The sequence below is a fragment of the Streptomyces malaysiensis subsp. samsunensis genome (genome assembly GCF_024519315.1).
In the GTDB taxonomy this organism is placed as follows: domain Bacteria; phylum Actinomycetota; class Actinomycetes; order Streptomycetales; family Streptomycetaceae; genus Streptomyces; species Streptomyces malaysiensis.
This window is the reverse complement of record NZ_JANIIC010000025.1, coordinates 52,055-71,913: the sequence shown is the minus strand read 5'-3', so window position 1 is coordinate 71,913 and position 19,859 is coordinate 52,055. Positions and strand designations below refer to the sequence as shown.

Annotated in this window: 17 protein-coding genes and 3 pseudogenes; 7 read left to right on the top strand and 13 right to left on the bottom strand. The window is 72.6% G+C overall.

Annotated elements, in window-relative coordinates:
* Positions 1-36: 36 nt before the first annotated feature.
* On the bottom strand, positions 37-879 hold the full coding sequence (locus tag NQU54_RS21710) for a DUF4097 family beta strand repeat-containing protein (protein WP_257632510.1): 843 nt from the start codon (positions 877-879) through the stop codon (positions 37-39).
* A 99-nt stretch (positions 880-978) separates the two neighbouring features.
* The gene (locus NQU54_RS21705) at positions 979-1,497 is read right to left on the bottom strand and encodes a toxin-antitoxin system HicB family antitoxin (RefSeq protein WP_257632509.1); all 519 of its coding nucleotides are present in this window, start codon (positions 1,495-1,497) and stop codon (positions 979-981) included.
* A 349-nt stretch (positions 1,498-1,846) separates the two neighbouring features.
* On the opposite strand from NQU54_RS21705, the gene NQU54_RS21700 reads away from it, so the two are divergent.
* The 3 genes from NQU54_RS21700 to NQU54_RS21690 are packed head-to-tail and all read left to right on the top strand — an operon-like array spanning position 1,847 to position 4,365.
* On the top strand, positions 1,847-2,581 hold the full coding sequence (locus tag NQU54_RS21700; protein ID WP_257632508.1) for a molybdopterin-dependent oxidoreductase: 735 nt from the start codon (positions 1,847-1,849) through the stop codon (positions 2,579-2,581).
* Positions 2,565-3,311 carry a cytochrome b/b6 domain-containing protein gene (locus NQU54_RS21695; protein ID WP_257632507.1) on the top strand — a complete coding sequence of 249 codons (747 nt, stop codon included), beginning with the start codon at positions 2,565-2,567 and terminating at the stop codon, positions 3,309-3,311. Before NQU54_RS21700 ends, NQU54_RS21695 begins: the two co-directional genes overlap by 17 nt.
* Before the next feature lie 31 nt (positions 3,312-3,342).
* Entirely contained in the window at positions 3,343-4,365 is a 1,023-nt protein-coding gene (locus tag NQU54_RS21690; protein WP_372505980.1) for a glycoside hydrolase family 6 protein, read from the top strand.
* Between the two features lie 28 nt (positions 4,366-4,393).
* Here NQU54_RS21690 and NQU54_RS21685 read toward each other — a convergent pair whose 3' ends face one another.
* On the bottom strand, positions 4,394-6,295 hold the full coding sequence (locus tag NQU54_RS21685) for a glycosyltransferase family 2 protein (protein ID WP_257632505.1): 1,902 nt from the start codon (positions 6,293-6,295) through the stop codon (positions 4,394-4,396).
* 277 nt (positions 6,296-6,572) lie between these two features.
* Here NQU54_RS21685 and NQU54_RS21680 point away from each other — a divergent pair, with 277 nt between their 5' ends.
* Positions 6,573-7,766 (top strand): glycosyltransferase, encoded by a 1,194-nt coding sequence (locus NQU54_RS21680; protein WP_257632504.1) that lies wholly within the window; start codon positions 6,573-6,575, stop codon positions 7,764-7,766.
* A 226-nt stretch (positions 7,767-7,992) separates the two neighbouring features.
* Here NQU54_RS21680 and NQU54_RS21675 read toward each other — a convergent pair.
* A pseudogene (locus NQU54_RS21675) lies at positions 7,993-8,256 on the bottom strand (helix-turn-helix transcriptional regulator); the annotation flags it as partial.
* 156 nt (positions 8,257-8,412) lie between these two features.
* Here NQU54_RS21675 and NQU54_RS21670 point away from each other — a divergent pair.
* Positions 8,413-9,330, top strand: a complete 918-nt coding sequence (locus tag NQU54_RS21670; protein ID WP_257632503.1) for a Rossmann-fold NAD(P)-binding domain-containing protein — start codon at positions 8,413-8,415, stop codon at positions 9,328-9,330.
* A gap of 133 nt (positions 9,331-9,463) precedes the next feature.
* Here the strand turns inward: NQU54_RS21670 and NQU54_RS21665 are convergent, their stop codons facing one another.
* The 5 genes from NQU54_RS21665 to ribA form a co-directional block, all read right to left on the bottom strand.
* Complete coding sequence (locus NQU54_RS21665; protein ID WP_257632502.1) at positions 9,464-10,387, bottom strand: NAD(P)H-binding protein; 924 nt, start codon at positions 10,385-10,387, stop codon at positions 9,464-9,466.
* 2 nt (positions 10,388-10,389) lie between these two features.
* A complete protein-coding gene (locus tag NQU54_RS21660) occupies positions 10,390-12,522 on the bottom strand; it encodes a xanthine dehydrogenase family protein molybdopterin-binding subunit (RefSeq protein ID WP_257632501.1) in 2,133 nt (710 codons plus the stop codon).
* Positions 12,519-13,508, bottom strand: a complete 990-nt coding sequence (locus tag NQU54_RS21655) for an FAD binding domain-containing protein (protein ID WP_257632500.1) — start codon at positions 13,506-13,508, stop codon at positions 12,519-12,521. Before NQU54_RS21655 ends, NQU54_RS21660 begins: the two co-directional genes overlap by 4 nt.
* Entirely contained in the window at positions 13,505-14,011 is a 507-nt protein-coding gene (locus NQU54_RS21650) for a (2Fe-2S)-binding protein (RefSeq protein ID WP_069868985.1), read from the bottom strand. The genes NQU54_RS21655 and NQU54_RS21650 overlap by 4 nt, the downstream gene beginning before the upstream one ends.
* Before the next feature lie 168 nt (positions 14,012-14,179).
* Positions 14,180-14,836 (bottom strand): GTP cyclohydrolase II, encoded by a 657-nt coding sequence (gene ribA / locus NQU54_RS21645; RefSeq protein ID WP_257632499.1) that lies wholly within the window; start codon positions 14,834-14,836, stop codon positions 14,180-14,182.
* Positions 14,837-14,933: 97 nt separating this feature from the next.
* Between ribA and NQU54_RS21640 the strand changes: the two genes are divergently transcribed.
* On the top strand, positions 14,934-15,683 hold the full coding sequence (locus NQU54_RS21640) for a creatininase family protein (RefSeq protein ID WP_257632498.1): 750 nt from the start codon (positions 14,934-14,936) through the stop codon (positions 15,681-15,683).
* A pseudogene (locus tag NQU54_RS21635) lies at positions 15,683-16,318 on the top strand (RibD family protein); the annotation flags it as partial. The gene NQU54_RS21640 and the pseudogene NQU54_RS21635, both read left to right, overlap by 1 nt.
* A gap of 279 nt (positions 16,319-16,597) precedes the next feature.
* Here NQU54_RS21635 and NQU54_RS21630 read toward each other — a convergent pair.
* The 4 genes and pseudogenes from NQU54_RS21630 to NQU54_RS21615 form a co-directional block, all read right to left on the bottom strand.
* Positions 16,598-17,395 (bottom strand): annotated as a pseudogene (locus NQU54_RS21630) (lysylphosphatidylglycerol synthase transmembrane domain-containing protein); the annotation flags it as partial.
* Positions 17,396-17,448: 53 nt separating this feature from the next.
* Positions 17,449-18,354, bottom strand: a complete 906-nt coding sequence (locus NQU54_RS21625) for a class I SAM-dependent methyltransferase (RefSeq protein ID WP_372505977.1) — start codon at positions 18,352-18,354, stop codon at positions 17,449-17,451.
* Positions 18,282-19,388, bottom strand: a complete 1,107-nt coding sequence (locus NQU54_RS21620) for a glycosyltransferase family 4 protein (protein WP_257632497.1) — start codon at positions 19,386-19,388, stop codon at positions 18,282-18,284. The genes NQU54_RS21625 and NQU54_RS21620 overlap by 73 nt, the downstream gene beginning before the upstream one ends.
* The gene (locus NQU54_RS21615; RefSeq protein ID WP_257632496.1) at positions 19,385-19,783 is read right to left on the bottom strand and encodes a 6-pyruvoyl trahydropterin synthase family protein; all 399 of its coding nucleotides are present in this window, start codon (positions 19,781-19,783) and stop codon (positions 19,385-19,387) included. Before NQU54_RS21615 ends, NQU54_RS21620 begins: the two co-directional genes overlap by 4 nt.
* Between the last annotated feature and the right edge of the window lie 76 nt (positions 19,784-19,859).

The window sequence follows — 19,859 nt, the reverse complement described above, 5'->3', positions numbered from 1 at the left end:
TGAGCGGGGGATGGGGCCGATTGAGGAGGGTGGCGCTCAGACCTTGGCGCGGCGGATGTCGATGTTGCCGAAGCGGGTGCGGGCGCGGACCTTGACGGTCTCCTCGGTCTCCTCCGGGGTGTCGGAGGCGGTGAGCGTGTTGCGCACCTGACCGGAGCCCGAGCTGACGTCGAGCCAGGCGGCCGTGGACTGGCGGATGCCGACCTCGATGGCGCCGTAGGAGGTCTCCAGCTGGATGGTGCCACGGGCCACTTCGGCCACGCGCAGGGTGCCGTGGGCGGTGGTGGCGGTGACCGAGTCCTCGGCGCGCTGGATGTCGATGTCGCCGTTGGCGCCGCTCACCCGCAGCTCACCGGTCGCGGCGCCGACGGTCGTGGTGCCGTGCGAGTTCTTCAGGACGGCGGGGCCGTCGGCGAAGCCCACGCGCAGGCTGCCGGAGCTGGTGGTGATCTCGGCGGCGCCCTCCACCCGGTCCACGGTGATCGAGCCGTGCGACGCGGTCAGTTTCAGCGGGCCGGTCGTGTCGAGGCGGGCGTCGCCGGACGAGGTCTTCACCCGGACCTCGCCGAGCCGGCCCTCGCCGAGCACCTGGGTCCAGGCGCCGGTCAGGTCGACGTTCGAGCCCGTGGGCAGTTCGACGGTCACATCGACGGTGCCGGTGCGGCCGAACAGATTGGACTTGGGCGTCCGGACGGTCAGGGCACCGCCCGCGTAGGTGACCTCGGTCTGGTCGGCCGCCCGCACGTCCAGGTCCTTCTTCGGGTCGCGGGGCCGCACCTCGACGACGGTGTCGAGGCGGTCGCCCGCGGTGAACTGGATGGAACCGGCCTCCACGCGTGCGGTGACCGAGATCGGTTCAGGAGTGTCGAAAGAAGGCATGGCTGTCCCGTCCTCTTGAGTCTGTGGGGCGTCCCCGCTGGTGGGGCGTGGTGTGGATGAAGTGGAAGTGGTGTGGGTGACGTGGTGCGGGCGGGGGCGCTAGCGCACCCAGCCCGTGAAGCTCTGTCCGACGCTCCGGGCCTTCTCCGGCGTACGCGGCCGGGGCCCGCCGTCGACCGCGGCCGACACGGCCCGTACCAGCCAGGCGTTGACCGACAGGCCCTCGCGGGTCGCGGCCTCCTCGGCGCGGGCCTTGAGATGGGCCGGCAGCCGCAGGTTGACGCGGGCGGTGCCGCCCTCGTCGCCGTCGGCCGGGGCCGGGGTCCTGAAGGGTTCGGCGGGCGCGGCCGGCTCCGCGGGGGCGCCGCCGTCGCCGGGCGGCGGTGTCACCACGAAGTCGGGGTCGAGTCCGCGCAGCCGTACGTCGACCGAGCCGGGGGCGAGTTCACGGGTGATCTCGTCCATCGCGGCGGAGAGCACGTTGAGCATGGTCAGCCGGGTCGCCGACTCCAGGGGAGCGGTGAGCCGCTCGGCCAGCTCGCGGGCTTCTTCGCCACCGGCCTCGGCGGCCACCGCGAGTTCGCGGCGGAGGGTGTCGACATACGGGGTGAGGTCCATGACGTCATCATGGCACCATAATGGCGCCACTCGCAAGCCTGAATGGCGCCTAATGTGGGGTGGCCCCAGGCGTGGCCGCTCTACCTGCGGAAACGCGTGGAGGGCGGCCTGGCTCATGGTGATGCCATGCGTGCTCACGCGCTTTTGTGGGCCCGGAGTGGCACCATGTGGCACCCGGTGGCGCTACATGGTGCCGAGGGTTGGCGTTGGGTGGCGCCATTCAGTGCCATTCAGTGCCATTCAGTGCCATGCGATGCCGCCCCGACCCCCGGCCCCGGAGTCTTACCGAAGTCTGACGAATCCAGGCAGAGGATGGCGCACCACCCCCGCCCGGTGCTCTTATCGACCCATGAACCCCAACACCGGTGCCGGACCCGACGGCGAGGGCACCCCCGTCGGCCGGCGCCTCGTCCTCGGCATGCTCGGGCTCGGCGCGGGCGCGATGGCCGCGACCCCCTGGCTCCAGAGCGGGCTGGAGACCGCGCTGGGCGCGGTGGCCGACAAGGACCCGACGGGGGTGACCGGACTCCTCCCCAACGGCGGCGGGTTCCGCTACTACTCCGTCACCTCCTCCGTGCCCCACAAGGACGACAGCTCCTACCGCCTCACCGTCGACGGACTCGTCGACAAGCCCGCCGCGTACCGCCTCGCCGATCTGCGCGCGCTGCCGCAGACCCGTCTCGTCCGCGATGTCCAGTGCGTCACCGGCTGGCGGGTGCCCGAGACCCCGTTCGAGGGGGTGCGGCTGTCGACGCTGCTCGACGCCGCCGGGGTGAGCCCGCGCGGCAAGGCCGTCCGCTTCACCTGCTTCGACGGCGCGTACAGCGAGAGCCTGACGCTCGACCAGGCGCGGCGGTCGGACGTCCTGGTCGCGCTGAAGCTGAAGGACAAGCCGATCGGGCACTCCCACGGCGGGCCGGTGCGGCTGTATGTGGCGCCGATGTACTTCTACAAGTCGGCGAAATGGCTGTCCGGTATCACCGTCACCGATGAGGTGCGGCCCGGCTACTGGGAGGAGCGGGGCTATGACGTCGACGCCTGGGTCGGCAGGTCGAACGGACGCGACGATGACCCCACCGCCTGAGCGCACGGTGCCGCCTCGGCCGCGGGCCGGGGGCCGGGACGGGTCACGGGTGCCGCGGTTCAGCCCCGCCGAGCGCTGGGTCCACCGCACCACGGCCCTGCTGCTGGGCCTGTGCGTGTTCAGCGCGGGCTGTCTCTATCTGCCCGCGCTCGCCGAACTCGTCGGCCGTCGCGCGCTCGTCGTCACCATCCATGAGTGGACCGGCATCCTGACCCCCGTACCGGCCCTGCTCGGGCTCGTCTCCCGCGCCTTCCGCGCCGATCTCACCCGCATCAATCGCTTCGGCCCGCATGACCGCGTTTGGCTGCGGGCGGCGCTGCGGCGCGATCACCGCCGGCAGGAGCGCCCGGCGGGGAAGTTCAACGCCGGGCAGAAGCTGTACGCGAGTTATATCGCGGGCGCGGTGCTGGTGATGGCGGGCACCGGGCTGCTGATGTGGTTCACCGGGCTGGCCCCGCTGGTGTGGCGCACCAGCGCCACCTTCGTCCACGACTGGCTGGCGCTGGCCGTCGTCGCCGTGCTGATCGGCCATATCGGCAAGGCGTTCGCCGATCCGGAGGCCCGGCGCGGGATGCGCACGGGCCGGGTCGAGCGGGAGTGGGCGGCCCGTGAGCATCCGCTGTGGCGCCCGGACGAGGACCTCGTCGGGGACGGCCATGGGGACGGTCCCGGGAACGGCCACGCGGACGCGGAGCACCAAATCGGTGGCCACGAACGCCGCGTCCGCTGAACCGCTGACACCCGGTGCCATGATTCGTCACATGCGAGAGAAAGGTGCAAGAAAGAGCGGTATGCGGCTTTGGTCGCATGCCGCCGTATGCCTCGTGATGATGCTTCCGCTGAGTGGATGCCGCATGTTCGAGTCCCCGCTGCGGCGGGGCGGGCTCTGGGTGAACCCGGACAGCCCGGCCGCCCGGCAGGCCCATGAGCGGCAGGAGCGGGGGAAGAACGGCGACGCCGAGCTCATCCGGCGGATCGCCCGGCAGCCGGTCGCGGAGTGGCTCGGCCCCGCGCCGCCCCGGGAGCGGGTCCGCCACATCACCGAATCCGCGGCGCGGACCGGGTCCACCCCGGTCCTGGTCGCCTATCACATCCCGTACCGCGACTGTGGGCGCTACTCGGCGGGCGGAGCGAGGAACCCCGCGGCATACCGGCGGTGGATCGAGCAGATCACCCTGGGCATCGGCGGTCGAGAGGCGATCGTCGTCCTGGAACCCGACGCGGTGGCCCAGCTCGTCGACGGCTGTGTCCCGGGCAGGCTGCGCACCGCCCGGCTGGCGTTGCTGCGCGACGCGGTGGCCATGTTCGCCGCGCTGCCCCATGTCCGGGTGTATGTGGACGCGGGGAACCCGGGCTGGATCAAGAACCCCCACCGGCTGGTGAAACCGCTGCGCGAGGCCGGTATCGAGCAGGCCGACGGCTTCGCGCTGAACGTCTCCAACTTCCAGCCGACCCGGCTCGCCGAGCGCTACGGCCACCGGCTCTCCGCCGCCCTCGACCGGGCCCACTTCGTCATCGACACCAGCCGCAACGGCAAGGGCCCGCTACGGGTCCGTGGCGCGGCCCGGCACGGCATCCGGGCCCGCGACTCCTGGTGCAACCCCCCGGGGCGGGCGCTGGGCGAGCCGCCCAGCACCAACACCGGAGACCCCCTCGTGGACGCCTATCTGTGGATCAAACGGCCCGGGGAGTCCGATGGAACCTGCAACGGCGGCCCTCCGGCGGGCCGCTGGTGGACCGAGTACGCCCTGGACCTGGCCCGCAACGCCCACCGCCGCCACTGAGCGCTCCGCCGGAAGTGCCCGCCGCCGGTCACAGCGCGCAGACCGGGGCCTTCTCCTTGTCCTGCTCCTTGTTCTTCCCCTTCCGTGTCCCACAGGGGCTGGCCGCGTCGCGCGCCGTCGGCACCGTGCCGCGCGCCGGGCGCTTCCGGTCGCGGCGCAACAGCCCCACCGACCAGATCACCACCGGGGACAGGCACAGCGCGAGGGCGAGCACCGCCCAGGTCCGCATCACCGCATGGGTGTGACCGAGGAAGAACGAGCCGACCAGCGAGGCGCCGAAGACCACCGCCCACAGCAGATGGATGCGGAACGTGGAGAGCCGGTCCGGGCTGGAGGAGTCGCCCTTGGGGGTGACCACGAACCGGCTGGTGCGCCGCAGCACCGCGTCGCACAGCGACTTGGCGTAGATCGGGGCGGACAGCGCCGAGAGCAGCATCCCGGCCAGCCCGCCGGAGCCCTCCGGCTCATGCGGGGAGACGTTGTGCCGCCGGTTCCAGATGTAGAGGCCGATCTGGAGCATCGCCGCGTCGCTGTAGAGCATCATCCACATCTCGGCAGGGATGTGGACCCCGGCGGCGCCCAGCACCAGGAACAGCGCGCACGACAGCGCGGAGAGAAGCCAGTTGACCGCGGTCATCGGGTAGTACGCGATCATCAGCGAGTAGTTGAGCAGCTTGCCCGGCGACAGCGTGAACGGGCCCTTCCAGAACTGCTTCAGCACGGTCTCGTAGGTACCGCGGCTCCACCGCATCTGCTGGGTGAAGAAGTCCGTCCAGGTGCTCGGGCCCTCGCCGACCGCGAGCACATCGGGGGTGTAGACCGAGCGCCACTTCTTCCCGGTCCCGGGGTTGCGGCGGCGGTGCAGCTCGAAACCGGTGGCCATGTCCTCGGTGATCGAGTCGTACAGCCCGCCGATCGAGCGCAGCGCGCTGATCCGCACCGCGTTGTTGGTGCCCACGAACATCGGGCCGCCATATGCGTTTCCGGCCCGCTGGATCAGTGCGTGGAAAAGGAACTGCTGGCTTTCGGCGGCCTTGGTCACCGGGGTGTCGTAATTCCCGTAGACCTGCGGGCCCACGACGAAGGCGATATCCGGATCCCGGAAGTAACCCAGCATGCGCTCCAGGAAGTTGGGCAGCGGCACATGGTCGGTGTCCACACACGCCATGAATTCATACGCATCGCCATGGGCGTCCAGCCAGGCGTTGTAATTCCCGTGCTTGGTCCGCGCCCGGAAAGCGCCCTTCGGCTGATTCCACTTCTCGATGCCCTTGCGGGAGAAGTGCCGTACGCCCAGCCGTGCGCACAGCGCCTTGACCTCGTCGTCGTCCCCCTCGTCGAGCAGCCATACGTCCAGCGGCCCGGTGTGCCGGATCCGCACGGCCCCCTCCAGCGTGGCCCGGACCATCGCGATCGGCTCCTTGCCGGGCACGAAGCTGGTCAGGAACGCCACCCGCGTCCCCGGCTCGGGCACCACCGGCACCGGGTCCCGCGCCACCAGCGTGGCATGGGCGTTGGAGACCACCGTGAACAGGCGGAACCCCTCGATCAGCGCGATCGAGACCAGCATCGCGACGTCCGCGGCCCGCTGCCACCAGGGCGCGTAGTCGCGCTCCACCCAGTGGCCGGGGTGCAGCAGCCACAGCAACAGCAACGCCGAGCACACCGGCGCCGCGCACAGCAGCAGCGCGGCACGGAACCGGTGCGGCTCCTGCGCCAGCAGGCTCCGGCAGCGCACCCGGTAGGGGCGGCCGGTCGGAGCGTTGGTCAGCGGGCCCGCCAGCTCGCTGTACCGCCGGTATTCGTACACCGGGGCGGAGGGGTGGTGCGGAACGCGAGAATCCGACGCGGTACGCGCGGGCGGCGGCCCGGCTACGGCGCGTGCGGTGGATTTCCGGGGGGAATCTCTGACGGGGGTCGGTGCAGGCATCTGGGCACTCCCGCGGGGCTGGCTCGAACCGAATGTCGCGCCACGATGACCCATACGGGCCATATTCTTCAGGTCATCGCGCGAGATGAGAAGGTAACAATCCCATGGGTCATGAGCGCGCACATCGGATATTCGGCGCGCCCTTGTCGACAGCCCGTAAGGTATCCACCCCGACGGCCTATCGGCGCGCGTCTTACGTGATTTACATCCCGCCGTCTGGCAGGGTCGGCAGCGATCGAAGCCCATCGGAATACGGAGGATGGGGCGCAGTCGCCCGATGAGAGTCCTGCACATCATCTCCCGCCTCGGGGCCGGAGGAGCCGAACAGCAACTGAGGCTGCTGCTGCGCCATTTGCCGGTGCGCTGTGACGTCATCGCCCTCTCGGGCCCCGGCGCCACCGCGCACGGCATCCGCGCGGACGGCATCCCGGTCACCCATCTGCCCCTGGGGGGCGGGCGCGAGCGGCAGCTCGCCGCGGTGCCCAGGCTCGTGCGGATCATCCGGTCCGGCGGCTACGACCTGGTGCACACCCATCTGTACCGGGCCTGTGTGCTCGGCCGGATCGCCGCCCGGCTGGCGGGGGTGCGGGCGGTGATCGCCACCGAACACGGGCTGGGCGAGCGGAAGATCGACGGCCGTCTCCTCACCTCCGCGCTCCGCACCCGCTATCTCGCCGCCGAGCGGCTGGGCTCGGCGACCGTCGCCGTCTCGGCCGCCGTCGCCGACCGGCTGCGCGACTGGGGGGTGCCCAACCCCCGGATCCATCTGGTGCCCAACGGGATCGACGCCCGCCACTTCCGCTTCGAGCCGACCGCCAGAGCGGCCGCCCGCGCCCGCCTCGGCATCCCCGACCGGGCCTTCGTGGTCGGCGGGGTCGGCCGGCTGGTGGCGGACAAGCGGTTCGACACGGCGGTGCGGGCCGTCGCCGAGGTGCCGGACGCCCGGCTGCTGCTGGTCGGCGAGGGCCCGGCGCGCCCCGCCCTGGAGGATCTGGCCACCCGGCTCGGCGTGGCCGACCGGGTGCGGCTGCTGGGGGAGCGCGACGGCGCGGTGGCCCCGGCCGACGACCGGCCCGCGGGGCTGCCCGGACTGCTGGCCGCCATGGACGTCCTGGTCTCGCCGTCCGCCGAGGAGGCGTGCGGCCTCGCGGCGCTGGAGGGGATCGCGGCCGGGCTGCCGGTGCTGCACACCGTCTGCCCCGCCCTCGACGAACTCCCGGCCGGTGCCGCCCCCGGCGCCCGTCGCATCGCCCCCGGCCCGGCCGCCCTCGCCGCCGCCCTGCGCCACCAGGCCGCCGCGGGCCCCCTGCGCTTCCCGGTCCCGGACGCCCTCGACCGCTACGACATCGCCCGCGCCGCCCGCCGTCTGATGGACCTCTACGACCGCACCACCACCTGCGGCCCGGACGGCTGCCTGCGGGTGCCGTCCGCCGGCCGGCGCATGCCGCGGCGCGGCGCGCCCGCGGGCTGAGGGGCCCCTGGGCTGCGGGGCGTCAGTCGCTTTGTGGGTCAGCCGTGCTCAGTGTCGTGGTGCTATCTCGTGGTGTGCCCGCGGGCTGAGGGGCCCCTGGGCTGCGGGGCGTCAGCCGCTTTGTGGGTCAGCCGTGCTCGGTGTCGTGGTGTCACCTCGTGGTGTGCCCGCGGGCTGAGGCGCCCCGGGTCACGGGCGTCAGCCGCTTTGTGGGCCAGGGCCGTGCTCAGTGTCGTGGTGTCACCTCGCGGTGTGCCCGTGGGCTGAGGCCGCGCTCGCGCTTGAAGGCGGCGCTGAGGGCGAACGCGCTGCCGTAGCCGAGCCGGGCCACCGCCGCCAGGGTGTGCTCCGGATCCCGGAGCAGATCCGCCGCGAGCGCCAGCCGCCAGCCGGTCAGATACGCCATGGGCGGCTCGCCCACCAGCTCGGTGAAGCGCCGGGCCAGCGCCGCGCGCGAGACACCCGTCTCGGCGGCGAGCCCGGCCACGGGCGGCTCCATCACGACCCGCAGCAGAAAGGCCCCCCGGGCCCGCGGGCCGTCCAGCAGACTCACCAGCGCGTCCATGGCGCACAGCGTAGACGCTCACGTATGCGGCCGAGCCTCTCGGCCATGGCCCGTCTCACCGCTCGCGAGTTGACTGGCCGTATGACGACACAGCACCCGGAAACACAGCACCCCGACGCACAGCCCACGGACGCACAGCCCAAGGAAACTCGGCACGCGGAAACGCGGCCCACGGGCCGCCGGGCCGTCCTGGTGCTCGGCGGCACCGGCAAGACCGGCCGCCGGGTCGCGGACCGGCTGGTCCGGGCCGGACACCCGGTACGGATCGGCTCCCGGTCCGGCGGAACGCCGTTCGACTGGGAGGACCGGCGCACCTGGGGGCCCGCGCTGGACGGGGCCGCCGCGGCGTATATCGCCTACTACCCCGACGTCTGCGACCCGGGCGCCGCCACCACCCTCCACGCCTTCGCCGAACGGGCGGCCGAGTACGGCACCCGGCGGCTGGTGCTGCTCTCCGCCCGGGGCGCGGAGGCGGCGCTGCCCGCCGAGGGGGCGGTGCGGGTGCCGGGTGTGGAGTGGACCGTGTTGCGGGCGAGTTGGTTCTGTCAGAACTTCGACGAGGGCGTTCTGCGCAGCGGTGTGCTCGACGGCGAGATCGTCTTCCCGGCCGGGGACGTCAAGGAGCCCTTCGTGGACGCCGATGACATCGCCGAGGTCGCGGTCGCGGCGCTGACCGGGGACGGACACGCGGGCCGGGTCCACGAGCTCACCGGGCCGAGGCTGCTGACCTTCGCCGAGGCGGCCGCGGAGATCGCCGGGGCGACGGGCCGCGCGGTGCGCTATGTGCCGGTCTCGGCCGGGGAGTACGGCGCCGCGCTGGTGCGCGACCAGGGGCTTCCGGACGAGCTGGGGGCGTTTCTGACCGATCTGTTCGCGACCCTGCTGGACGGGCGCAACGCGCATCTGGCGGACGGCGTCCAGCGCGTCCTGGGCCGCGCGCCCCGGGACTTCGCCGACTACGTACGCGAAACCGCCGGGAGCGGCGCCTGGGCCGGTTGAGCCCGGCCGCGCGCCGGTCCCGACCGGCGCGGCCGCCGCGGTCCCGGCGGCTGCCTCGGCGGCTGTCGCGGCGGACTCGGACCGGGGCGGGCCTCCGACCGCCTCACGCTCCTGACCGGCCGCTTCGTTCCCGTCAGACGCTCTGTGCCGTGAACATCCCGGGATGCTCGCGGACGAACTCACCCACCCCGGTCGGGGGCCGTCCCGTGATCGTTTCGATGTCGTCGGTCATGCGGTCGTAGCGGTTCCGCGCATGCAGCCGCGCCATCGTGGCGAGATGGTCGAAGAGGTGGTCGGGCAGGCCGAGCGCTCGCAGATCGTGGTTGACCCAGGCTTCGTAGGAGACGTCCACATAGCTGACCGGCCGGCCGAGCGCGTCCGCGAACTCCTGCGCCATGGTGGTCATGCCGACGGAGGCCGGGCCGGTCAGGTGGTAGATCCTGCCGATGTGCGAGGTGGGGTCCACCAGGATCTCCGTCACCACCGCGGCCACGTCCCGCGCCGCGACCGGATTGGTGCGCGCGGCGCCGAACGGCAGCCGGATCGTGCCCTCCTCCGCGATCGAGGCGTAGGCGAAGACCTGGAACATCGGGTTCTCCATGAAGATGGTGGGCCGGATGTGGGTGACCGGGAGCCCCGACCAGTTGAGCGCCTGTTCGGCCAGCCAGTGCTGCCGCTGCTGGGTCGATTCCGAGGTGCTGGTCAGGTCCATCTGGGAGACCGTCATCTGCGACATATTGACCAGCGCGTCCAGCCGCGCGTACTCGCGCGCGGCCGCCGCCGTCGTGACCGTGGCCTCCAGGTACTTCGCCGATACGCTCATGCCGAAGTACATCCGCCCGCAGCCGTCCAGCGCGCGGACCACATCCGGGGCCCGGGTCAGATCGCCCACCACCACCTCCGCGCCCGTCGCGCGCAGGGCGTCGGCCCGCTCGTCCTCGCGGTGGACCATGGCGCGCACCGGCAGTTCACGGCGGCGCAGCTCCTCCACCACGGTCCGGCCCACGGCCCCGACACCGCCCGCGGCGCCGGTCACCAGGGTCGGTGGCGGGGGCATGGCTACGACACCAGCTTGTCGAGGGTGATGGGCAGTTCACGGATCCGGACACCGGTGGCGTGGTGCACGGCGTTGGCGATGGCCGCGGCGGTGCCCACGATGCCCACCTCACCGAGGCCCTTGGCCCCCATGGGGTTGGTGAACGGGTCGGGCTGGTCCAGCCAGTGGGCCTCGACCGCGTGGACATCGGCGTGGGAGGCGATGTGGTACTGGGCGAAGTCGTGGTTGACCACATGGCCGAACCGCGGGTCGAGCACGCTGTGTTCGAACAGCGCCATCGACATCCCCTGGGTCATCCCGCCGATCAGCTGGGAGCGGGCCGTCTTGGGGTTGATGACCCGGCCCACGTCGAACATCCCCAGCAGCCGCGCCACCCGCACCTCACCGGTGTCCTCGTCGATCCGCACCTCGGCGAACTGGGCGCCGAAGCTGTGCATCGCATAGCGCTCGGCCTCCGGGTTGCCGCCGGGCAGCTCCGCGGTGACCTCCAGCCCTTCCGGCGGCGCGATACCGTCGTGCTCGGCCCGCAGCCGGGCCCGCAGCCGGTCCGCCGCCTCCCAGATCGCGGTGCCCCAGCTGTTGATGCCCGCCGAGAACCCGGCGACCGACGCGGCCGGCAGCGCCGAGTCCCCGATCCGCATCTCCACCTGCCCGACCGGGACGCTCAGCGCGTCCGCGGCGATCTGGGTGAGCGCCGTCCAGGTGCCGGTGCCCATGTCGGCGGCGGCGATCCGCACCGTGTAGCGGCCGTCCGGGCCGATCCGGATCGTGGCCGCGTTCCCGGGGTAGCGGGGGGAGGGGTACGTCGAGCAGGCCACGCCGGTGCCCACCAGCCAGCGCCCCTCGCGCCGCGACCGGGGGGCCGGGTCGCGGCGGTCCCAGCCGGCCCGGCGGGCGCCCTCGCGCAGACACTCCGTCAGATGGCAGCTGGAGAACGGCAGTCCGGACTCCGGATGCACCTCCGGCTCATTGCGGATCCGGAACTCCACCGGGTCGAGACCGCAGGCGATCGCCATCTCGTCCAGCGCCGACTCCAGCGCGTACATCCCCTGCGCCTCGCCCGGCGCCCGCATGATCGTCGGCACCGGGACATCCAGCGGGGCCAGCCGGTGGGTGGTGCGCCGGTGCGGCGCCGCGTACATCATCCGGGAGCAGACGCCCACCTGCTCCGCGTACCCCTTGGCCTTGGCGGTCTGCTCGATCACATCGTGGGCGATCGCGGTGAGCCTGCCGTCCCGGCCGGCGGCCAGCCGGATCCGCTGGATCGACGCCGGGCGGTAGCCGACCAGGGCGAACATCTGCTGCCGGGTGAGGGTGAACTTGACCGGGCGCCGGACGATCCGGGCCGCCATCGCGGCGAGGACGGCGTACGAATGCGGATAGACCTTCGAGCCGAACGCGCCGCCCACATGCGGCGAGACCACCCGCACCCGCGCCGGCTCAAGACCCAGCACCCCGGAGATCAGGGCCCGGCTCATGGTGACGCCCTGGCTGGAGCAGCGCACGACCAGCTCACCGTCGGACCAGGTGACGACGGCGGTGTGCGGCTCCATCGGATTGTTGTGGTACATCGGCGTGGAGTACGTGGCGTCCACCATGGTCGGCGACGCCGCCAGCGCCGTCTCCACATCCCCCAGCACGCTGTCGGCGGGCGAGCCGTCCTGGAGCTCTCCGCCGCCCGTGCCGAAGGCGGCGGCGTGCACGGGGGAGTAGAGGTCGTCGCGGTCGGCGCGCAGCATCACATCGGGCGGCCGGCTCTCGTAGTCGACGCGGACGAGCCCCGCCGCGCGGCGCGCGGTCTCCAGGCTCTCGGCGACCACCGCCCCGATGAACTGGCCGCGCCAGGCGACCTCGTCGGACTGGAGGACCGCGAGCTCCGGATCGTCCGGCCGGGTCAGCGTGGGGGCGTTGAGATGGCTGAGCACGGCCAGCACCCCCGGCTCCGCCTCCGCGAGCGCGCCGTCCACTCCGGTGATCCGCCCGACGGCGATCGTGGACTGGAGCGGAAACAGATAGACGGGCTGGTCGAGGGGCCATTCATAGGCGTAGGTGGCGGTGCCGGTGACCTTCTGCTCGCCGTCGATACGGTCCATCGGCAGGCCGACGGCGCGGGGACGGGCCGTGACGTCGCTCATCGCGCCTCCTCCAGCAGCTCCAGCAGGGTGCTGACCATCGTGTTGCGGGCGAGTGGAACCTTGAAGGCGTTGCCCGGCAGCGGCCGCGCCGCGGACAGTTCGGCCGCGGCCGCGTCCATGAAGCTCTCCCGGGTCGCGGGCGCGCCGCGCAGCACAGCCTCGGCCGTCGCGGCCCGCCAGGGCTTGTGCGCCACCCCGCCCAGCGCGATGCGGACGTCCCGTACCGACCCGTCGGCGACCTCCAGCGCGACGGCGACCGAGACCAGCGCGAAGGCGTACGAGGCGCGGTCGCGCACCTTGCGGTAGCGGGAGCGGGCCGCGCCGTGCGGGGGTGGCAGCTCCACCCCGGTGATCAGCTCACCGCGCTCCAGGACGGTGTCCCGCTCGGGGGTGGTGTCCGGCAGCCGGTGCAGTTCGGTCAGCGGGATCCGCCGCTCGGCGTCCGGGCCGGCCACCGTCACCACCGCGTCCAGCGCGGCCAGCGCGACGGCCATGTCGGAGGGGTGGGTGGCCACACAGGCGGGGGAGGCGCCCAGGATCGCCATATCGCGCTGATAGCCCTCCAGGGCCGAGCAGCCCGAGCCCGGGGCGCGCTTGTTGCAGGGGGTGGTGACGTTCTGGAAGTACGGGCAGCGGGTGCGCTGAAGCAGATTCCCGCCGGTGGTGGCGAGGTTGCGCAGCTGGCCGGAGGCGCCGGAGAGCAGCGCCTGGGAGAGCACCGGATAGCGCCGCCTGACCCGGAGGTCGGCGGCCAGATCGCTGCCCGTCACCGCCGCGCCGATCCGCAGGCCCCCGTCGGGCAGCTCCTCGATCCGGTCGGAGGTGAGCCGCCGTACGTCGATCAGCACCTCGGGGGTCATCACCTCGAGCCGCATCAGATCGACCAGATTGGTGCCCCCGGCCAGATAGGCGGCCTCGGGCTCCCGGACCAGGGTGGTGACGGCCGCCGACACCTCATCGGCGCGCTCGTAGCGAAAGGGCCTCATCGGTGCGCCACCTCCGCGATCGCCGGGACGATGTTCGCGTACGCGGCGCAGCGGCACAGATTGCCGCTCATCCGCTCGGCGATCTCCTCGTCGTCGAGCACCACGTCGACGGCGCCCGGATCCTTGCTCACGGCGCTGGGCCAGCCCTCCCGGGCCTCCCGCAGCATCCCGGCGGCCGAGACGATCTGACCCGGTGTGCAGTAGCCGCACTGGAAGGCGTCATGGGCGATGAACGACCGCTGGAGCGGATGCAGCTCACCGTCGGCGAGCCCCGCCGAGGTGACGATGTCGGCGCCCTGGTGGGCGACGGCCAGAGCGAGGCAGCCCAGGATGCGGCGGCCGCCCAGCAGCAAGGTGCAGGCGCCGCACTGTCCGTGGTCGCAGCCCTTCTTGGGGCTGGTGTTCCCCAGCCGCTCGCGCAGGGCGTCCAGCAGCGTCGTACGGGTGTCGACGGTGAGGCGGTGCTCGGTACCGTCCACCCGGAGCTCGATCTCCAGGTCCATGATCCCTACCCTTGATCGTCGTCCGTCGGAACGTCACGCGGCACCCCCATTCTGGGACATATGCGCACTGATCGCCCGTTCGGCGGTATCCCCACGCCCACAGCGGGGCCGCGGCCCACGCCCGGCCGACACCGGTGGACGAGACCGCGGCCCCGGGCCAGGACCTCTTCAGGTGCGCTGGATCACGGCTTCCAGATGGGGCAGATAGTGGTCCATGCGGTCCCTCTTGGTGAGCAGATACGGGAGGTTCTCCTTGTGGGGAGTCATCAGCAGCGGCACCTGCTCGCTGACCCGGACGCCGTACCGCAGCAGCGCCTCCCGTTTCTGCGGGTTGTTGGACAGCAGCCGCACGGAGCGCACCTGGAGGTCGTGCAGAACGTCCGCCGCCACCTTGTAGTCGCGGGCGTCCGCCGGCAGGCCGAGGGCGAGGTTGGCCTCGACCGTGTCCAGCCCCTCCGCCTGGAGCTTCATCGCCTGGAGTTTGGCGAGCAGCCCGATCCCACGGCCCTCATGGCCCCTCAGATACACCAGAACGCCCCGGCCTTCGGTCGCGATCGCCTTCAGCGCCGCGGAGAGCTGGTCGCCGCACTCGCAGTGCCGGGAGCCGAACGCGTCTCCGGTGAGGCACTCGGAATGCAGCCGGGTAAGCGCTTCCTCCCCGGTGACATCGCCGTATACCAGGGCTATTTGTTCATCACCGCGAACGAGGTCCCGATAGCCGATCGCGAGAAAGTCGCCATGTGTCGTGGACAGCCGGACATTCACCACTCGTTCGACACCCGAGGGGCGGGTGTCGACATCGAACACGCCATCACTTTCTGTCATGTCCCGATCTTATCTGGAAAACCGCCGCACTTGTACAGGAGAATGAGAAAGCCGCGGCAACAGGCTGTCCGGCCGACACAGGAAAGGTCCATGAGATATGAGCGGTTCGGGAACGCGCCCGCAGTCCGGCAAGGTGTTGCCGACTCGGACGACGGAGGAAGTGCGGGCCGACGGGGCCGATGTCGCGGTTCTTCCGATAGGCAGCTTCGAACAGCACGGCGCATTTCTCCCGCTGGCCACCGACACGGTCATCGCCTGCACGATCGCGGACGAGATCGCGGCCGTGCACCCGGTGCTCCACCTGCCCCCGGTGACGATCTCCTGCTCCCATGAGCATGCGGCCTGGCCAGGGACGGTCTCCCTGTCCGCGGCGACCCTCTACGCCGTGGTCCGCGATATCGCGGACTCGCTCCGGCGCTCGGGTATACGCGGTCTGATTCTGGTGAACGGACACGGCGGAAATTACGTACTGCGCAACATCGTTCAGGAATCCGCCGGTACCGACTTCCGTATGGCGCTATTCCCTGGATCGGCGGACTGGGATGCCGCCAGGACACGCGCCGGAGTGCGCACCCCGTCGAACACCGATATGCATGCGGGTGAACTGGAGACATCCATACTCCTGCATGCCCATCCAGAACTCGTACGGCCCGGTCATGAAACCTCCGACTGGATATCCGACGATCGGAAACATCTGCTCACCCTCGGTATGCCCGCCTATACCGAGTCCGGGGTCATCGGCCGCCCTTCCGAGGCGTCCGCGGACAAGGGAAAGGAACTCCTGGCCGGGCTCGTCGAATCCTTCGCCGAGTATCTTTCCCTGGTCGGTGCCGAGAAGGAGGCGTGATGACTTTTCTGGAGACGGAAGAGGCGTGGGAGCGGCTGCGCCCGGTCCGGACCGAGGCGGCCGCCGCGGCCGCCGGTCTGGTCCGGGGCCCGGACGGCCGACGGCGTTGGAGCGAGGCCGCCTCGCCGGAGGCCCGGCTCCTGGCCGACCGTTACCTCCCGCTGTGCCTCGCCGGGCCGCGGCTGACCATCGCTCAGCTCGGCCAGAGCCTGGACGGGTTCATCGCCACCCGCACCGGCGACGCCGACTACGTCACCGGCGAGGAGGACCGCCGCCATCTCCACCGGCTGCGCGCCCTCGCCGACGCGGTGCTCATCGGGGCCGGGACCGCCGTCGCGGACGACCCCCAGCTGACCGTCCGCGCCTGCGCGGGCAGCCACCCGGTGCGGGTCGTCCTCGATCCGCGCGGACGGGTGCCGCTCGGCCGACGGGTGTTCACCGATGGCTCAGCTCCGACCCTGTGGGTGGTGGGCACCACCGGCGAGCGCCGGCCGGCGCCGCCGGACGGGGTGGAGGTGCTGACGCTCACGGACCCGGACGCCTTTGCCCCCCGCCACCTGGTGCGGACGCTCGCGCGGCGCGGGCTCGGCCGGATACTCGTCGAGGGCGGCGGGGTCACCGTGTCGCGCTTTCTGCACGCCGGGGCGCTGCACCGGCTCTACGTCACCGTGGCCCCGGTGCTGCTCGGCGACGGCATCCCCGGACTGCGCTTCGACGGGACGCCGGTCATGCGGGACGCGCTCCGACCCCCCGTGCGCCGCTCCGCCCTCGGCGAGGACACCCTCTTCGAACTCGACCTGTCGGCCCCGCAGCCGGCCGCACCACTGGACGGCCAGCACCGCGAGACCGGGGAGGCTCGCGGCGAAGGTGAGCACACCGTAGACCACGGCCACGGTCAGCCCCTGGCCCGTGCCCAGGCCCGCGGCACCGAAGGCCCAGGCGGTCACCCCCTCGCGGGGGCCCCAGCCGCCGACGTTCAGCGGCAGCGCCATGGCGATCAGGGCGAGCACCAGCAGGGGCACCAGCTCGGTCAGCGGAGCCTTTGACCCCGCGGCCCGCGCGGCGAGGACGAACGTGGTCAGATGCCCGGCCAGCACCACGACCGAGGCGACCACCACCCCCGGCCAGCTGCCCCGGGCCAGCAGTCCGCGGCGCGCCTCGGCCAGCGCGCCGCGGACCGCGCCCCGCCGCCGCGCGGCCACCGGCGCCGCACGGTGTGCGCGGCGCCGGACGGCCAAGAACACTATGACGAGCAGTAGTACGCCCACGGCGGTCAGGACCGGCACCGACGCCATCCGGCCGCCCAGCCCGCCGATCAGCCGGCCCGCCCGGTCCAGCGCCAGGGAGGGGTGGGCCAGCAGGATCGCCACCCCCACGCCGATCAGCACCACCTGGCCCGCGACCCGTTCGAGCACCACCGCGCGCACGCCCCGGCCGACATCCCCCGCGTCCCGCCCGTGCCGTACCGCGCGGTGCACATCGCCGAGGACCCCGCCGGGCAGCGCGGCGTTGAGGAACAGCGCGCGGTAGTAGTCGGCCACGGCCGGGCCCAGCGGCAGCCGGATCCGCAGGGCCCGCGCCACCAGACACCAGCGCCAGGCGCTGAAGACCGTTGTGAGCAGGCCGAGGCCGAGCGCCGCCAGCAGGGCGGGGCCGTCGATGGTGCGCAGGCCGTCCAGGAAGGCGCCGGTGCCCAGCCGCCACAGCAGCACCCCGAGGATGGCGACGCCCGCGGCCGCCCCGAGCCGGGCCCGCAGCGCGGCGGTCACGCGGCCGCCCCCATCGTGCCGGACGCGGGCAGCGCCAGCAGATCCCGGTGGTGCACCACCACCCGCAGCGCGCCCGCCGTGGCCATCGCCAGCCGGCGGCGCAGATACGCCTCGGCGTGCCCGGCGAGGTCCGGCCGCTGCTCCACGGCCGCGCCCACCCAGCCGCGCAGCCACTCGGCCGTCAGCGCGGAGTGATCGGGGCCCAGCACCCAGGGGCTGGCCTGGGTCCGTACCGTCGCGCCGTGCCGGGTGAACGCCTCGGAGGCCACCGCCGTCGCGTCGGGGCCCACCAGACCGCCGCGCCGCTGATGGGCGTCGAACGCCTCGGCGATCTCCGCGTCCAGCGGATCGGCCGGGGCGAGCTCGACCCGCCCCACCACGGACAGCGTCAGCAGCGCCGGGCACTGGGCCTCGGCGCAGGCCGCGGCGATCCGCTCCACCTCCTCCCGGGTGAGCACGTCCAACAGCGCGGACGCCGTCACCAGCGAGGCGCCGTCCAGCGTGCTCGCGGTCAGCCGGGCGAGGTCGCCACGTGCCGTCGCGACGGTGACACGGCTGCCGTCGGTGGTCGCCCGGGGCATCCGCACCGCCGCCCGGTCCAGCAGATCGGGGTCGCGGTCGTGCAGGATCCACAGCTGCGGGCCGCCCAGCCGGGGCGCCAGCCAGCGCCCCATGGAGCCGGTGCCGCAGCCCAGGTCGTGGATGACCAGCGGCGGGTCGGACAGCCGGGGGCCGAGCGCCTCGAGGAGTTCGGCGGAGCGGGCCGCCGCGTCGGCGCCCTCCCGCAGCTCCAGCCAGTCGGGGGTGTAACGCGGTACGTCGGTCGTCTTCACGCGGCCCTCCGCGGTTCGTCCAGGAGCTGTTCCAGCGCACCGGCCAGATTGCGGGTGGTGTTCGCCCACCCGGCCAGTGCGGTGCGCCGCTCGTGCGCGGCGGCGGTCAGCCGGCGGCGCAACCCGGGGTCGCCCAGCCAGCGGCGCAGCGCGGCGGTGAGCGCCTCGGGGTCGTCGGGGTCGATGAGCATGCCCGGCACCCTGCCGTCGGGCGCCTGCCCGACCGCCTCCGGAACCCCGCCGACGGCCGTGGCCAGCACCGGGATCCCCCGGGCGAGCGCCTCGGTCACCGCCATGCCGTAGGTCTCGGCGTACGAGGCGAGCACCATCGCGTCGGCGGAGCCGTAACCGGCGTCCAGCTGGGCGCCGGTCCTCGGGCCGAGCAGATGCACCCGGTCGGCCACGCCCAACTTCTCGATCAGCTCCCGGAGCCGGTCGGTGTATTCCGGGTCCTGGTCCAGGGCCCCCACACAGTCGCAGCTCCAGGGCAGATCATCGATCCGCGCGAGCGCCTCCACCAGCCGCAGCTGGCCCTTGCGCGGGGTCACCGAGGCCACGCACAGCAGCCGTGAGCCATCGTCGCCCGAGGCGGCGAGCGGGGCGATATCGGCGCCGGGCGCCGCCACATGGACCCGGTCCGGGACCAGCCCGTGCAGCTCCACCAGCCGCCCGGCCGCCCATGCGCTGGTGGCCACCACCGTCCGCGCCGAGCGCAGCGTCCGGCCCTCCAGCGCCGTGAGATCCGCGGCCCGGCCGGGGGCCAGGCCCGTCTCGTCGCCCAGCGGCAGATGCACCAGCACCGCCAGCCGCAGCCGCTGGGCCTGCGGGACGACGATATAGGGGAGCGCGCAGGCCACCAGCCCGTCGAGCAGGACGGCCGTGCCGTCCGGCAGCCCGCCCAGGATCCGGGCCAGCTCGGCGCGGGCGGCGGGGCCCGGCTGGGGCCAGTCGCCCCCCACCGCGTGCTCCTGCACCTCCCAGCCGATGCCGGGCAGATCCCGGCAGACCCGCAGGTCGTAGACGTTGCCGCCGCTCGGCGCGACCGGATCGGCCACGGTGCCGGGCATCACGATATGCACCGTACGCGGTGCGGCCGGCCTCATAGGTCACGCTCGTAACTCGCCCAGGCCACATGCGACTCGTGCAGGGTGACCGCGATCCCGGACAGCCCGCGGGCGCCCTCGCCCAGCGCACCGGAGCGCACCCGTTCGGCGAGGCGGTCGGCGATCACCTTGGCGAGGAACTCGGTGGAGGTGTTGATCCCCTTGAAATCGGGTTCGTCATCGAGGTTGCGATAGCTGAGCGCACCGCACACCTCGCCCAGCTCACGGGTGGCGAGCCCGATGTCGACGACGATGTTGTCGCCGTCCAACTCGGCACGGCGGAAGGTGGCGTCCACGAGGAACGTCGCCCCGTGCAACCGCTGCGCGGGTCCGAAGACCTCGCCGCGAAAACTGTGAGCGATCATGATGTGATCGCGGACGGTGATGCTGAACAACGGATGACCCTCCAGATACGGCGCGTCGGGCCCTCGGCCGGGGCACGCCCTCTAGTACGGGCCTCGCGTTCCCCGT